This window comes from Enterobacter sp. B79-1, assembly GCF_057444735.1.
In genome coordinates this window covers 1-15351 of the sequence record NZ_JBYAZJ010000015.1, presented here as the reverse complement: position 1 = coordinate 15351, position 15351 = coordinate 1, and the positions used below count along the sequence as shown (strand labels likewise).

Annotated in this window: 11 protein-coding genes and 2 tRNA genes; 9 read left to right on the top strand and 4 right to left on the bottom strand. The window is 53.4% G+C overall.

The annotated features are described in order from the left end of the window. Positions 1 to 40: 40 nt before the first annotated feature. Together AC2T6E_RS22580 and dkgB are read left to right on the top strand one after the other, a co-directional pair. Positions 41 to 117 (top strand) — tRNA-Asp (locus AC2T6E_RS22580). A 163-nt stretch (positions 118 to 280) separates the two neighbouring features. After that, positions 281 to 1084, top strand: a complete 804-nt coding sequence (gene dkgB, locus AC2T6E_RS22575; RefSeq protein ID WP_010426653.1) for a 2,5-didehydrogluconate reductase DkgB — start codon at positions 281 to 283, stop codon at positions 1082 to 1084. 22 nt (positions 1085 to 1106) lie between these two features. On the opposite strand, the gene yafC is transcribed toward dkgB, so the two are convergent. After that, positions 1107 to 2021 (bottom strand): DNA-binding transcriptional regulator YafC, encoded by a 915-nt coding sequence (gene yafC, locus AC2T6E_RS22570; RefSeq protein ID WP_089600674.1) that lies wholly within the window; start codon positions 2019 to 2021, stop codon positions 1107 to 1109. A gap of 104 nt (positions 2022 to 2125) precedes the next feature. On the opposite strand from yafC, the gene AC2T6E_RS22565 reads away from it, so the two are divergent. From AC2T6E_RS22565 to AC2T6E_RS22555, 3 genes are all read left to right on the top strand, one after another. Then, the gene (locus AC2T6E_RS22565; RefSeq protein WP_108418201.1) at positions 2126 to 3301 is read left to right on the top strand and encodes an MFS transporter; all 1176 of its coding nucleotides are present in this window, start codon (positions 2126 to 2128) and stop codon (positions 3299 to 3301) included. A gap of 138 nt (positions 3302 to 3439) precedes the next feature. Then, complete coding sequence (locus AC2T6E_RS22560; RefSeq protein WP_042717509.1) at positions 3440 to 4240, top strand: endonuclease/exonuclease/phosphatase family protein; 801 nt, start codon at positions 3440 to 3442, stop codon at positions 4238 to 4240. Between the two features lie 77 nt (positions 4241 to 4317). Further along, positions 4318 to 5091 (top strand): class I SAM-dependent methyltransferase, encoded by a 774-nt coding sequence (locus AC2T6E_RS22555; RefSeq protein WP_182402847.1) that lies wholly within the window; start codon positions 4318 to 4320, stop codon positions 5089 to 5091. Between the two features lie 53 nt (positions 5092 to 5144). Here AC2T6E_RS22555 and mltD read toward each other — a convergent pair whose 3' ends face one another. Together mltD and gloB are read right to left on the bottom strand one after the other, a co-directional pair. After that, positions 5145 to 6509 carry a murein transglycosylase D gene (gene mltD, locus AC2T6E_RS22550; protein ID WP_089600679.1) on the bottom strand — a complete coding sequence of 455 codons (1365 nt, stop codon included), beginning with the start codon at positions 6507 to 6509 and terminating at the stop codon, positions 5145 to 5147. A gap of 68 nt (positions 6510 to 6577) precedes the next feature. Beyond that, positions 6578 to 7336, bottom strand: a complete 759-nt coding sequence (gene gloB / locus AC2T6E_RS22545; protein ID WP_108418199.1) for a hydroxyacylglutathione hydrolase — start codon at positions 7334 to 7336, stop codon at positions 6578 to 6580. A 32-nt stretch (positions 7337 to 7368) separates the two neighbouring features. On the opposite strand from gloB, the gene AC2T6E_RS22540 reads away from it, so the two are divergent. Next, complete coding sequence (locus AC2T6E_RS22540; protein ID WP_010426636.1) at positions 7369 to 8085, top strand: class I SAM-dependent methyltransferase; 717 nt, start codon at positions 7369 to 7371, stop codon at positions 8083 to 8085. On the opposite strand, the gene rnhA is transcribed toward AC2T6E_RS22540, so the two are convergent. Then, a complete protein-coding gene (rnhA, locus tag AC2T6E_RS22535) occupies positions 8086 to 8553 on the bottom strand; it encodes a ribonuclease HI (protein ID WP_010426635.1) in 468 nt (155 codons plus the stop codon). 64 nt (positions 8554 to 8617) lie between these two features. Here rnhA and dnaQ point away from each other — a divergent pair, with 64 nt between their 5' ends. The 3 genes from dnaQ to AC2T6E_RS22520 form a co-directional block, all read left to right on the top strand. Next, positions 8618 to 9349, top strand: a complete 732-nt coding sequence (dnaQ, locus tag AC2T6E_RS22530; protein ID WP_172411142.1) for a DNA polymerase III subunit epsilon — start codon at positions 8618 to 8620, stop codon at positions 9347 to 9349. A gap of 132 nt (positions 9350 to 9481) precedes the next feature. Continuing rightward, positions 9482 to 9558: transfer RNA gene (locus AC2T6E_RS22525), tRNA-Asp, on the top strand. A 468-nt stretch (positions 9559 to 10026) separates the two neighbouring features. Then, positions 10027 to 15351, top strand: a 5325-nt coding sequence (locus AC2T6E_RS22520) for an Ig-like domain-containing protein (protein WP_486693247.1), incomplete at its 3' end; no start/stop codon positions are given.

The following is a 15351-nucleotide window of genomic DNA, read 5'->3' as shown; positions in this document are numbered from 1 at the left end:
AGCCGGTGCATTAATCCGGTGGTTACAAGCAGTCTTCGGTGGAGCGGTAGTTCAGTCGGTTAGAATACCTGCCTGTCACGCAGGGGGTCGCGGGTTCGAGTCCCGTCCGTTCCGCCACTTATTAAAAGCCCTGAGCTAACGCTCAGGGCTTTTTTCTTATCTGCCGTTTAATTATTGCGAAATTAGCAAAAATCCTCTGCTTTCTGCGCTCTTTTTCTTCATAACACTACCCGCCATAATCTTCCTCAGTTTACGAACATAATGATTAACGAGGAATAACATGACTATCCCTGCATTTGGTCTGGGCACTTTCCGCCTGAAAGACGACGTAGTAATTGCATCTGTAAAAACTGCACTTGAACTTGGTTATCGCACCGTTGATACGGCGCAGATTTATGAAAACGAAGCGGCTGTAGGCCAGGCGCTCGAAGAGAGCGGCGTACCGCGCAGCGACCTTTTCATCACCACCAAGATCTGGATTGAGAATCTCAGTAAAGATAAGCTGATCCCAAGCCTGAAAGAGAGCCTGAAAAAACTGCGTACTGACTATGTGGACCTGACGCTGGTTCACTGGCCATCACCGAATGATGCCGTCTCGGTGGAAGAATTCATGCAGGCGCTGCTGGAAGCGAAAAAGCAGGGCTTAACGCGTGAAATTGGTATCTCCAACTTTACTATCCCGTTGATGGAAAAAGCGATTGCTGCTGTTGGCGCAGAAAATATTGCGACCAACCAAATTGAACTGTCCCCATACCTGCAAAACCGCAAAGTGGTGGACTGGGCAAAACAGCACGGTATCCATATTACTTCTTACATGACGCTGGCCTACGGTAAAGCGCTGAAAGATGAGGTGATTACCCGTATCGCGGAGAAACACAACGCGACAGCGGCCCAGGTGATCCTGGCATGGGCAATGGGTGAAGGTTATGCCGTGATCCCGTCCTCAACCAAGCGTGAAAACCTGGCAAGCAACCTGTTAGCACTGGATCTCCAGCTGGACGAAGATGATAAAAAAGCGATCGCGGCACTGGATTGCAACGATCGTCTGGTGAGCCCGGAAGGGTTAGCGCCGAACTGGGATTAATATTGACCCAACCCTCTGTATTCTAAAACCCTCGCACAGCTCCTTCGGGAGCTGTTTTTATATGTTCGCTCAGGAAGTCGATAAAGGCACGAATACGTGTACTGACGGCTCTGTCGCTGTAATAAACCGCGCTAAAAGGCATCTCTACCGGCAGACGTTTATCTGCCATCAGCTCCACAAGCTCTCCGCGTGCGATCTCTTTATCAATCATGTAATCAGACAAACAGGCGATACCATTTCCGGTAAGGCACAGCTGTTTTAGCGTTTCCCCACTGTTTGAGGATAATCCGCAGGTAATTTCATGAAGCTGACCATCATGACAGGCGACAGGCCAGGTATTTAGCGACACCGGTTCCGTAAAGCCCAGACACAGATGTTGCGCCAGCTCTTCTACCGTTTCGGGCTTTCCATGCTCAGCAATATACTGCGGCGACGCGATGATTTTACGGTAGCTGGCAAAGAGAGGGCGAGCACGTAAGCTTGAATCAGTCAGGGTTCCCGCCCGGATCGCGACATCAACTTTGCGTTCAATAAGATTGATAAAGGTTTCGGATGAGACCAGCGATAACGTCATCTCTGGATAACGTTCGCGGAAGGGCTTAATCAGCGGCATAAGAAAATGCAGAACCACAGGTGTTGCCGCATCGATACGCAGCAATCCACGAGGTGTGCTGCGCGATTCCATAATCTCTGTCTCAGCTGCGGCCATCTCCTGCAGGACGGACTGCACGCGGCGGAAATAACGCTCACCTTCTTCCGTCAGGCTCAGCTGTCGTGTTGTTCGGTTGAGCAAACTCACCCCAAGCTTCATCTCAAGCTTTTTAACCGAGCGACTGATCGCGGAATTTGCCTGACCCAGCTGTTCCGCTGCGCGGCTAAAGCTACCGCTCTCGACGACGGCGACAAAGATTGTTAGCTCTTCCGAGGTTGCTTTCATTGTTGCACCACCTGCAAAATTCAATTGATATTCTGACCATTTTTGTTATTTAAGCACTGGCGCATACTTCCTGTCATCTTAATCCTGTAAAGACGGAGTATTTTATGCCACTGGCGCTACTTGCCCTCACGATCAGTGCCTTTGCGATAGGCACGACCGAGTTCGTTATTGTCGGACTGGTTCCTACCATCGCTAATCAACTTGCCATCTCGCTCCCTTCTGCGGGCTTGCTGGTGTCAATCTATGCGTTGGGTGTTGCTGTTGGTGCACCTGTACTGACCGCGCTGACAGGGCGTTTCCCGCGTAAACAGCTATTAGTTGCCCTGATGGTGCTCTTCACCGCTGGCAACTTGCTGGCCTGGCAGGCGCCGGACTACACCACGCTGGTGATTGCCCGCCTTCTGACCGGCCTCGCGCATGGCGTGTTCTTCTCCATCGGTTCAACTATTGCAACCAGCCTGGTGCCTAAAGAGAAAGCCGCATCCGCTATCGCCATCATGTTTGGTGGGTTAACCGTTGCGTTGGTCACTGGGGTGCCGTTAGGTACCTTTATTGGTCAACATTTTGGCTGGCGTGAAACTTTCCTGGCCGTATCACTGCTGGGCGTGATTGCCCTGGTCGCCAGTATGCTGTTGGTGCCATCCAATATCCCTGGCCGGGCGAGCGCAAGCCTGAGCGATCAGTTGAAGGTGCTCACGCATCCGCGTCTGCTGATCATTTACGCCGTTACGGCTCTTGGCTATGGTGGCGTGTTCACTGCTTTCACCTTCCTGGCACCCATGATGCAGGATCTGGCGGGCTTCTCACCAACGGCGGTAAGCTGGATTTTGCTGGGTTACGGTATTTCTGTCGCGATTGGTAACATCTGGGGCGGCAAACTTGCGGATAAGCATGGTGCGGTACCGGCTCTTAAATTTATCTTCGCAGCGTTGGTTATTCTACTGATGATTTTCCAGTTCACCGCATCGATTCAGTACGCCGCGCTGATCACCGTGCTGGTTATGGGGATCTTCGCCTTTGGTAACGTGCCGGGTCTGCAGGTGTACGTGGTGCAAAAGGCCGAACTGTATACGCCAAATGCGGTAGATGTTGCATCGGGCCTGAACATTGCCGCATTCAATATCGGTATCGCGATCGGTTCCATCGTAGGCGGACAAACCGTAGAACACTTCGGGTTAACCCAAACGCCGTGGATTGGTGCGGTCATTGTACTTGTCGCTTTCCTGCTGATTGGCCTCAGTGGACGGCTTGATAAACCGGCTCGCGTGGCGCTTGGGTAAGTAGCAGTAAGTGCTTGCTTACAAAACTGGAAAGCGGTTTCTCAGTAATTGCGTTGAAAGTGTGACCTAAAATCCCTATAACATTAGAACCAGTCCGTTTTTCCAGGCTGGTTCACGTTATAGAGGCCGTTTCCAAAAGTGCGAAAAAATACCTATGCCATGCGTTATGTTGCCGGAATGCCCGCGGAGAGGATCTTGCCTCCGGGGTCGTTTGCGAGCCTTAGCCAGGCATTGCCAGCCGGTACACCCTTAAGCAGTGACGAAAAAATCAGGGTACTGGTCTGGAACATCTTCAAGCAGCAGCGCGCGGAGTGGTTGTCCGTACTGAAGAATTTCGGTAAAGATGCGCATCTGGTTCTCCTGCAAGAGGCACAAACCACGCCGGAGCTGGTCAGGTTTGCAACGACCAACTATCTTGCCGCCGATCAGGTCCCTGCGTTCGTCTTACCGCAGCACCCCTCTGGGGTGATGACTCTGTCAGCCGCGCATCCGGTCTATTGCTGCCCGCTGCGTGAGCGTGAGCCGATTTTGCGCCTGGCCAAGTCGGCGCTGGTGACGGTCTATCCGTTACCGGATACGCGCCTGTTGATGGTGGTAAACATCCATGCGGTGAACTTTAGCCTGGGGGTGGATGTGTACAGTAAGCAGTTACTCCCAATTGGCGATCAGATAGCCCATCACAGCGGGCCGATCATTATGGCCGGGGACTTTAATGCCTGGAGCCGCCCGCGCATGAATGCGTTGTACCGCTTTGCGCGCGAAATGTCGCTGCGTGAGGTCCGTTTTAGCGACGATCAGCGCAAGAAAGCGTTTGGTCGTCCTCTCGATTTTGTCTTCTATCGTGGTTTGAATGTGCATGATGCCTCCGTTCTGGTGACGCGCGCTTCCGATCACAATCCTCTACTCGTTGAATTCAGTCCCGGCAAACCTGATAAATAATGGTGCGTCAGGTCTGCCGTGGGGCAGGCCTCTGCGGGTGCTGCCCTTTACTTTTTAACCAACAAAAGGACAGTACGATGACAACAACACACACCCATCATGACAACGTAGAAAAACAGTTTGGTTCTCAGGCAAGTGCTTATCTGAGCAGCGCCGTGCATGCGTCTGGGCGCGATCTGGTGCGTCTCGGGGAGCGTCTGGCGGCATTCCCACAGGCACACGTGCTGGATTTAGGGTGTGGAGCAGGGCATGCCAGCTTTACGGCCGCACAGCAGGTGGCACAGGTGACCGCGTATGATTTATCCAGCCAGATGCTCGAGGTGGTCGCAGAAGCTGCAAAAGCCAAAGGGCTGAGCAACGTGGCTACGCGCCAGGGTTACGCCGAATCGTTGCCTTTCGACGATGCGTCGTTTGATGTGGTCATTAGCCGCTACTCCGCCCACCACTGGCATGATGTCGGCCAGGCCTTACGGGAAGTGAAGCGCGTATTGAAGCCGGGAGGCGTCTTCATCATTATGGACGTCATGTCTCCGGGTCATCCGGTGCGGGATATCTGGCTGCAAACGGTTGAAGCGCTGCGCGACACTTCTCACGTGCAGAACTACTCCAGCGGTCAATGGTTATCGCTGATAACGGAGGCCGGGTTGATTTCCCGCTCGCTGATAACAGACCGCTTGCCGCTGGAATATAACGCCTGGATCGCACGTATGCGCACGCCGGAAGCGCTGAGCCGGGCGATTCGTATTTATCAGGAAAGCGCATCTGCGGAAGTGAAAGCTTACTTTGAACTGCAGGAAGATGGCTCGTTCACCAGCGACACCATTATGGCTGAAGCGCAAAAGGCGGGTTAAAACAAAAAAGGCACCGAGGGGAATCGGTGCCTTTTTATCTCAGGAATGTCTCATCAGGAATCTGGCGTCGCGCTGTTTTTCACAAACAGCGTTAGCTGGTCACCCGGTTGCAGATTGTCAGTATCATTATTCCAGCGCATTACATCTTTGATGTTCACGCCGTGACGTTTTGCGATACTGGACAGCGAATCACCCTTACGAACGCGATAGGTAATACTGTCGCTGTTCCTGGCAAGACGCTGTGCGCTGCTACCCGCACCCACCGTCAGAGTTTGACCCACTTTCAGACCGGAGCTGCGCAGGTTATTCCACTGCTGCAGATCTTTCGCATTCACGCCAAGACGTGATGCAATGCCCGAAAGCGTATCACCTGAACGCACCTTATAGCTGCGGCTGGAAACGGGAGAGGTATCGGCGATCAGCGTAGACTGAACGGCGGCAATCTCACCAGAAGCCAGAGACTCACGTAATTGTTCAGCATGCTTCTGCGGAACCATCACATACCGCGGGCCATTTGCTCCCAGGGTTGAGCCTTTAACGCCTGCATTAAAGGTTTTCAGTTTACTGACCGACATACCCGTCATATCGGCAACCTGTTGAATATCAACCGGGCTGCTAAGGCGAACGCGCGCCAGTGCACGACTTTCGTCTGGTGTTGGCAGTTGTACACCGTAACGCTTGCTGTTCTTGAGAATATCGCTCAGGGCCAGCATCTTCGGTACGTAAACCTTGGTTTCCTGTGGCAGTGAGAGCGACCAGAAATCGGTAGATTTACCACGCGCTCTGTTCGCTTTCATTGCCTTCAGTACACGACCTTCACCGCTGTTATACGCTGCGACCGTCAACAACCAGTCACCGTCAAACATCTTGTTCAGACGTTCCATCATGTCGAGAGCGGCTGTCGTTGAAGCGACAACATCACGACGCGCATCATAGCTGCGGGTCTGTTTCAAACCATAATTGCGCCCAGTGCTCGGAATGATCTGCCAAATGCCTGCGGCATTGGCGCCAGACGTCGCGTGTGGGTCAAAAGCGCTCTCCACTATGGGTAGGAGTACCAGCTCCATAGGCATGTTACGTTTCTTAACTTGCCCGGCTATCCAGTACATATACGGCTCTGCCCGTAACGTTACATCGTGGAGATAGCTCTTATTTCTTAAATACTTCTGCTTCTGTTCGCGAATCCGGCTGTTTTCCGGAATTCCCATCTTTAGCTCGTCGCCAATAGAGGCCCACAAGTCTTGTTCCTGCGCGAAAGTTGTCCCATCGTCCAACCAGCGCGCCTGACTTGTAAACTTCCCTGCTTCCCCTTGACCAGCTGCAGAAAGGCTCTGTGCGTGCTGTTGTACGTTGCTGCCATTTTGCGACTGGCAACCTACAAGCAGGACAGAGGCGAGTAATATCGCTTTTGCCTTCATGTGTGTGTCAATAGTTGCTTAAAAGACGAGCGATGATAACGGCGAAATTTTGAAAAGGCAACCCGCAATTATCTGAAGTTATCTTTCTTTGACCTTAACCATGCAAAACGCTGCTCTGGTTGTTGCAACTTTGTTTCTTGGTTAATTTTATTAATTAAATCAATATCATCAGTTCGTAAAAATAAATTTATTTCTCGCTCGTTTTTCAGAATAACGGGTAGTGTTTTTTGGTTTTTTGCACGTAACTCCTTCACTTTCTGGTAATAATCTAAAATCGCCAGATCGTCCGGCAAAATGCTCGCGGCAAACTTCATATTTCCTAATGTATATTCATGTGCGCAACAAATGAGGGTATCGTCAGGCAATGCGTTAATCTTCTGTAATGACTGATACATCTGGGCTGGCGTCCCTTCGAATAGCCTTCCACAGCCGCCTGAAAAGAGTGTGTCACCGCAAAATAGATAAGGTTTGCTGTAGAAACACAGATGTCCAGAAGTGTGACCTGGCGTGGCAAATACGGAAAATTCGTATCCCAGTATGAGGATATTTTCGCCTTCTTCGACTACTTGCGTCGTACCCTTATCTTGTGTTTCAGCCGGTCCATACACCACAAGATGCGGGAAGGCCGCCACAAGATCGGGAACGCCGCCCACGTGATCGTTATGGTGATGAGTAAGAAGGATGGCCTGGGGATGCCAGCCATTTTCTTCGATTGCCTGCAAAACAGGCGCGGATTCACCCGGATCGACAATGATACATCTGCGATCGTCATCGACTAATACCCAGATGTAATTGTCCTGAAAGGCTGGAATACTGATAAGATTCATACATTACCTCTAACTGCGTGGCGGATGTGTTGATGAAACCGGCAAGGATACCTCAGACTGTCGCAGCACCGGAACGTTGGGCTGACCTGCCCTGGGGTGAGTACTATCGCGAGGCGTTAGAACAGCAGCTTAAGCCGTGGCTCGCGAAAATGTATGGCTTTCACCTGCTTAAGATTGGCAATCTCAGCGCGGAAATCAATACCGAAAGCTGCGCTATCTCGCATCAGGTCAACGTTTCGCTCGCGGGATTGCCTGTTCAGGTGAAAGCAGACCCGCTGCATTTACCTTTTGCCGAAAAATCCGTTGATGCTTGTCTGCTGGCGCATACGTTGCCCTGGTGCAGCGATCCCCATCGCCTGCTGCGCGAAGCTGACCGTGTGCTGATTGATGATGGCTGGCTAATACTCAGCGGTTTTAATCCACTGAGCCTGATGGGTCTGCGCAAGCTCGTCCCGGTTTTACGCCGCACTCCGCCGTATAACAGCCGCATGTTCACGATGATGCGCCAGCTGGACTGGCTTTCACTGCTTAACTTTGAGGTGCTCGGCTACGGGGGATTTCAGGTACTGCCCTGGTCACGGCAGGGGGGCGTTGTGCTAAGTACCCATTTGCCCGCCCTGGGCTGTATGCAGTTTATCGTGGCGCGTAAGCGAACAATCCCTTTGACGCTGAATCCGATGAAGCAAAGCAAATCGAAAACGCAAATTCGTCAGACCGTCGGCGCCACGCGGCAGTATCGAAAGCCCTGATCAAGATTCAGGCTGGTAGCCCGCATCCTCATGCGCGGGATTGGACGCAGCCGCACGAGCCAGTTCGTCGCAGCGTTCGTTCTCAGGGTGACCTGCGTGGCCTTTTACCCATTCCCACTTGATTTGGTGCTGACCTAAGGCCGCATCCAGACGCTTCCAGAGGTCGACATTCTTGACCGGTTTTTTATCTGCCGTTTTCCAGCCGCGCTTTTTCCAGTTATGGATCCACTGGGTGATGCCCTGGCGCACGTACTGGCTGTCGGTGCTCAGCACCACGTCGCAATGTTCCTTTAAGGCTTCCAGCGCCACAATGGCCGCCATCAACTCCATGCGGTTGTTGGTGGTGAGAAAATAGCCTTCACTAAAAGTTTTTTCGTGCTGGCGATAACGCATAATCGCGCCATAACCGCCCGGGCCCGGATTGCCGAGACAAGATCCATCGGTGAAAATTTCTACCTGTTTACGCATCTCTGGTAGACTTCCTGTATTCGAAACGTTCAGTTAAACGATAAGTCTGACATAAATGACCGCTATGAGCACTGCAATTACTCGCCAGATTGTTCTTGATACCGAAACCACCGGTATGAACCAGATCGGCGCACACTATGAAGGGCACAAGATCATCGAGATCGGTGCTGTTGAAGTGGTGAACCGTCGTCTAACGGGCAACAACTTTCACGTTTACCTCAAACCTGACCGGCTGGTGGACCCGGAAGCGTTCGGCGTTCACGGTATTGCGGATGAGTTCTTGCTGGATAAACCGACCTTTGCAGATGTCGCGGATGAATTCCTTGAGTACATCAAAGGTGCAGAACTCGTCATCCATAACGCATCGTTCGATATCGGCTTTATGGATTATGAATTCAGCAAGCTTAATCGTGATATTCCGAAGACCAACACGTTCTGTAAAGTGACGGACAGTCTGGCGCTGGCAAGGAAGATGTTTCCCGGCAAGCGTAACAGCCTCGATGCACTCTGCTCGCGCTATGAAATAGACAACACTAAGCGAACGCTGCACGGCGCATTGCTCGATGCCCAGATCCTGGCGGATGTTTATCTGACGATGACCGGCGGTCAGACGTCGATGAAATTCAGTATGGAAAATGAGTCCCAGCAGACGCGCGACGCAGGGGGCATTCAGCGCGTTGTGCGTCAGGCGAGTCGTTTGCGGGTTGTGTTAGCCAGCGATGAAGAGCTGCTTAACCATGAATCCCGGCTCGATCTGGTGCAGAAGAAGGGCGGAAGCTGCATGTGGCGCGCCTGAAAAGAGGCCGAAACGTTTGTTAAATCACCGTTTGGGTGAATTTTGCAGCAAACGATTCAAAACGTGAGAAAAAGCGTTGACGAGTCCAGAGGCAAACCGTAATATGCGCCTCGTTCCCCAAGCGGGAACAGTGGAGCGGTAGTTCAGTCGGTTAGAATACCTGCCTGTCACGCAGGGGGTCGCGGGTTCGAGTCCCGTCCGTTCCGCCACTATTCAGGCCCACGTTATTTATAACGTGGGCCTTTTTCATTTCTGCATTCCGATGCATTTCCTCTTCAGTCTCCACCCTTGCCACTTCCGCAGTGGTTCGACATACCACGTCCCTTACTTTTTCTCTTATTTAATAAGATATCTTTATATTTTTAATATATTACTTTTATTTCTGTTTTATTTTGGTGTAAGTTAATTACGATTAATTCTCGCTCCTTTTATTATTTCATATCCTCTCATTAATTCCCTGTCAGGTGTTAACTATTCCTAATGCTGCGTATATTTCTGTGTGGTTTTTTCCTAAGCATATAAAGAAACCAGACATGATATTTTTAAGCATCATGTCAATGAACCCAATAGACATGAATTATGTATGGAAGACATAAGTGCAAAGCAGTAAAGGATGTAATCACAGAAGTGCTTATATGTCCTTAATTTAGCGAGTGAAATTCACCAAGGACTTTTATATGACGGAAAGTAAAGTCATTTTAGCAGTGAACAGCGGAGACGGAAAAACTCGGTTGTTGACAGCGGACGCAGGCCGGACGGTTAAGATAAAGCTGATCGCCGGCAATAAGTATCTGCTGAAGAACGTCAATGACGACTTCGCACCAGAAAATATTACCCTTCAACGTGTAGGTAAAGCATTACATATTATTCAGGAAGGGGACACACAGCCTAGCATCATCATTGAGGATTACTTCGATGGTGATAAAAATAACCCAACGCTGATGGGTATGGCAGAAGATGGACTTCTGTATGCCTATATTCCCGTGTCAGGCGAAAGCTACGATACTGGCTATCTCATTGCGGATGGCAGCATGTCTCCGGTTGCCCTGGGCGGCGATCCGTTAGGTGCTGGTGGCCCAATTCTGACGGCCCCTGATGACGACAACGACATGCTGTTCGGCATGCTGGGATGGTTTGCGCTTGCGGCGGCGGGCGTAGGGGCGGCTTTTGCGCTGTCCGAACTCGATGACGAGGATGGCGACAAGCACGCTACACCTGAAAAGCCGAGCATTGGCCAGACAATTGATGATGAAGGCTCTATCAAAGGCCCTCTGAAATCAGGTGACGTGACCGATGACACCAAACCGTCTTTGACGGGGAAAGGAAATCCGGGCGATACCATCCATATCATCGATAATGATAAGGAAATCGGGTCTGTCATCGTCGATGACGAAGGCGAGTGGAGCTATACGCCAGACAAACCGCTGAGCGACGGCGAACATGACCTCTCCGTTGTGGTTGAAGATCCTGACGGAAACAAAAGCCCACCTTCTGACCCGATCACCATCGTTGTCGATACCGTTGCGCCAGATGCGCCAACGATTGAACACATCATGGATAAGGTGGGTAAAGTCACCGGCGAAATTCTTGACGACACCTACACCGACGATCCAAAACCGGAAATGAGCGGCACCGGTGAAGCGGGCGCGACGATTACTATTTACGATAACGGTAAAAAGATCGGCGAAACCACGGTCAACGACGATGGACGTTGGTATTTCAAACCTTCCGAAAACCTGGCGGACGGCAACCACAGCATTACGGTCAGCCAGACGGATAAAGCGGGCAACGTCAGCAAGCCTTCAGATGAACGTGAATTCATTGTTCTGACCGAACCTCCTGGGAAAGCAGAAACGCCTGAAGTTAATGACAATACGGGTCCGGTAACGGGTCCACTTAAGCCAGGCGACGTGACTGATGACAGCAAGCCGTCCTTCAGTGGTGAAGGCACGCCGGGCAATACCATCGTTATCAAAGATAACGATAAAGAGATCGGCTCGGTTATCGTCGACGACGAAGGGAAATGGACTTACACGCCTGAGAAAGATCTCAGCGAGGGTGAGCACAATGTTGAGGTGATTGAGGAAGATCCGCTGGGTAATGTCGGCGAGCCTTCCGATCCTATTCAGATCATTGTTGACACTACGCCGCCAGCAAAACCGGATATGGTTGATGCTGAGGATAATACCGGTCCGATTACCGGTCAGCTGAAGGGCGGTGACGTCACTGACGAAACGCGTCCGGTATTCAGCGGTAAAGGTGAACCTGGCGATACCGTGACCATTTATGATGGTGACGAGGTTCTGGGCTCTACCGTCATTGACGATGAAGGCAACTGGACGCTGACACCAGAGAAACCGCTGGGCGAAGGCGACCACAGCATCACCGTTACGCAAACGGATAAGGCGGGCAACACCAGCGATCCCTCGGAAGCGCTGGAGTTTGAAGTTGACACTACCGCGCCTGATGCTTCAGCAAATGTTCTGAAAATTACTGCCGTAGCGGATGACGTGGGCGATCGTCAGGGCAACGTTGCCAGCGGTGAAATCACCGATGACAGCAAACCGCTCATTAGCGGTATTGGCGAAGCAGGCAACACCGTATTCGTCTACACCACCGACTCATCCGGTAAACACCTGATTGGTTCAGCGGTTGTGGGCAGCGATGGTACCTGGAGCCTGACGCCATCAACCCCGCTAACGGAAGGTCTGAACAAGCTGACCCTGGAGACGCAGGATCCAGCGGGTAACCGCATTGCGGGCGATGCGCCGTCTTACGACATCAATCTGCTGATCCCGGTCAGCACCAATCCGTCCATCAACAGCGTGGTGGACAACTCAGAGCCACACGTTGGACCGCTGCAGAAAGGCGAATCCACCAACGACACCACCCCGACCCTGAGCGGCAGCGCTGCGCCGGGCGATACCGTGTCTATTCTCGACAACGGTAAAGTGATTGGCTCCGTCACCGCGGACAGCAACGGCAAGTGGACGTTCACGCCGGACACCGCGCTGGCTGACGGCAAGCACACCTTCACCGTTACCGCGACCGACGCGGCAGGCAACGCGCGCACCAGCGGCAGCTTCCCGATTGTTATCGACACCACGGCACCGGCTCCGGCGGACAATATCATCCTTGATGATAACGTGGGCGACAAACAGGGACCGGTAGGCGAGGGCGACACCACCGACGACCAGTCTCCAACCCTGAGCGGCGAAGCCGAGCCGGGCAGCGTGGTCGATATCTACGACAACGACGAGAAGATTGGCTCCGTTATCGTTGATGACGAAGGCAAATGGTCCTATACGCCGGACAAACCGCTGGATAAAGGTGACCATGAACTCACCACCACGGTCACCGATCCGTCAGGCAACACCAGTGAACCGTCTCCGGGAATCTCCTTCACCGTCGATCCGGATCCAAACCAGGTCACCGTAGGTGAAGTGGTGGACGATCAGGGGCCGATCGTGGGTAACCTGAAACCAGGCAACGTGACGGATGATGTGCGTCCGGAACTGGGCGGTAAAGGCAAGCCAGGCAGCACCGTGACCATCAAAGATGGCGACGACGTTCTGGGCTCCACCGTTGTCGATCCAGATGGCAACTGGACGTTCACGCCAGATCAGGATCTGGCTGACGGCGATCACAGCCTGACCGTGGTGTCCAAAGATCCGGCGGGTAACGAGGTGACCTCACCGTCCTTCGATATCACCGTCGATGCGACCGCACCGGAAAAACCAGTGCTGGGATCTGCAACGGATGACGTGGGCACTATCCGCGGCGATCTGAGCAATGGCAGCACCACCGACGACGCAAACCCAACCTTCAACGGTTCCGCAGAGCCGGGCAGCCGTGTCGATATTTATGACAATGGTGAGCATATCGGTTCGACGGTTGCTGATGATAAAGGCGCATGGCAGTTTACGCCGACCACGCCGCTGCCAGAGGGTGAGCACCATATCACCACTACCGCAACGGATGAGGCGGGCAACACCAGCCCTGAGTCTGATGATTTTGTGCTGGTGACGGACTATACGCCACCTGCGGCAACCAGCGATGTACTGAACATTACCTCCGTGATGGATGACGTCGGCGGCCGTCAGGGTAATATCGCCAGCGGCGAGGTTACCGACGACAGCAAGCCGGTTATCAACGGTATCGGCGAAGCGGGCAGCACCGTATTCGTCTACAGCACGGATGCAAACGGCAAACACCTGCTGGGCTCAGCCGTGGTTGATAGCGAAGGCAATTGGACGCTGGCGCTGGATACTCCGCTGGTGGAAGGGCTGAATCAACTGACGCTCGAAACTCAGGACGCAGTAGGCAACCGTGTTGCGGGTGAAGCACCGTCTTACGACATTACCGTTCTGATCCCGGTCAGCACCGAGCCGTCCATCAACAGCGTGGTGGACAACTCAGAGCCGCACGTTGGTCCGCTGCAGAAAGGCGAATCCACCAACGACACCACTCCAACCCTGAGCGGCAGCGCTGCGCCGGGCGATACCGTGTCTATTCTCGACAACGGTAAAGTGATTGGCTCCGTCACCGCGGACAGCAACGGCAAGTGGACGTTCACGCCGGACACCGCGCTGGCTGACGGCAAGCACACCTTCACCGTCACCGCGACCGACGCGGCAGGCAACGCGCGCACCAGCGGCAGCTTCCCGATTGTTATCGACACCACGGCACCGGCTCCGGCGGACAATATCATCCTTGATGATAACGTGGGCGACAAACAGGGACCGGTAGGCGAGGGTGACACCACCGACGACCAGTCTCCAACCCTGAGCGGCGAAGCCGAGCCGGGCAGCGTGGTCGATATCTACGACAACGACGAGAAGATTGGCTCCGTTATCGTTGATGACGAAGGCAAGTGGTCCTATACGCCGGACAAACCGCTGGATAAAGGTGACCATGAGCTCACCACCACGGTCACCGATCCGTCAGGCAACACGAGTGAACCGTCTCCGGGCATCTCCTTCACCGTCGATCCGGATCCAAACCAGGTCACCGTAGGTGAAGTGGTGGACGATCAGGGGCCGATCGTGGGTAACCTGAAGCCAGGCAACGTGACCGATGATGCGCGTCCGGAACTGGGCGGTAAAGGCAAGCCAGGCAGCACCGTGACCATTAAAGATGGTGACGACGTTCTGGGCTCTACCGTTGTCGATCCGGATGGCAACTGGACGTTCACGCCAGATCAGGATCTGTCTGAGGGCGATCACAGCCTGACCGTGGTTTCCAAAGACCCGGCGGGTAACGACGTTACGTCTCCAGCCTTTGATATCACGGTAGATACCGTGGCACCGGAAAAACCGGTCGTGGGCCTTGCGACAGATGACGTGGGCTCCAGCCGTGGCGATCTCAGCAGCGGCAGCACCACCGATGACGCGAACCCAACCTTCAAAGGTTCCGCAGAGCCGGGCAGCCGTGTTGATATTTATGACAACGGCGAGCTGATTGGCTCCACTGTTGTGGATGAGAATGGTGGCTGGCAGTTCACACCAACCACAGCGCTGCCGGAAGGCGAGCACCATATCACCACCACCGCAACCGATGAGGCGGGTAACACCAGTCCGGAATCAGATGACTTTGTGCTGATCACCGACTATACCGCACCAGACGCCAGTAAAGTGGTTATCACCGAAGTCTATGACGACGTGAAAGCGTCAGGCGTGGTGGCTTCCGGCGGGGAAACCGACGATAACCGTCCGCTGATCAAGGGTACCGGCGCAGAGCCAGGCAACACCATCACCGTGTACAACGGCGACAAGGTGATTGGCACCGCGAAGGTACAGGCAGACGGCACCTGGTCCCTCGAACCGACCACCCCGCTGCCGGACGGCAAATACACCCTGACGGCGAAAGAGACCGACGGCGTGGGCAACGTCTCCGGCCCGTCCGCGGAATACGTCATCAACGTGGCCACCGTGCCGCCGCAGGCGCCGACGCTGGACACCGTGTATGACGACGTGGCACCGCACGCCGACTACCTGCAGAAG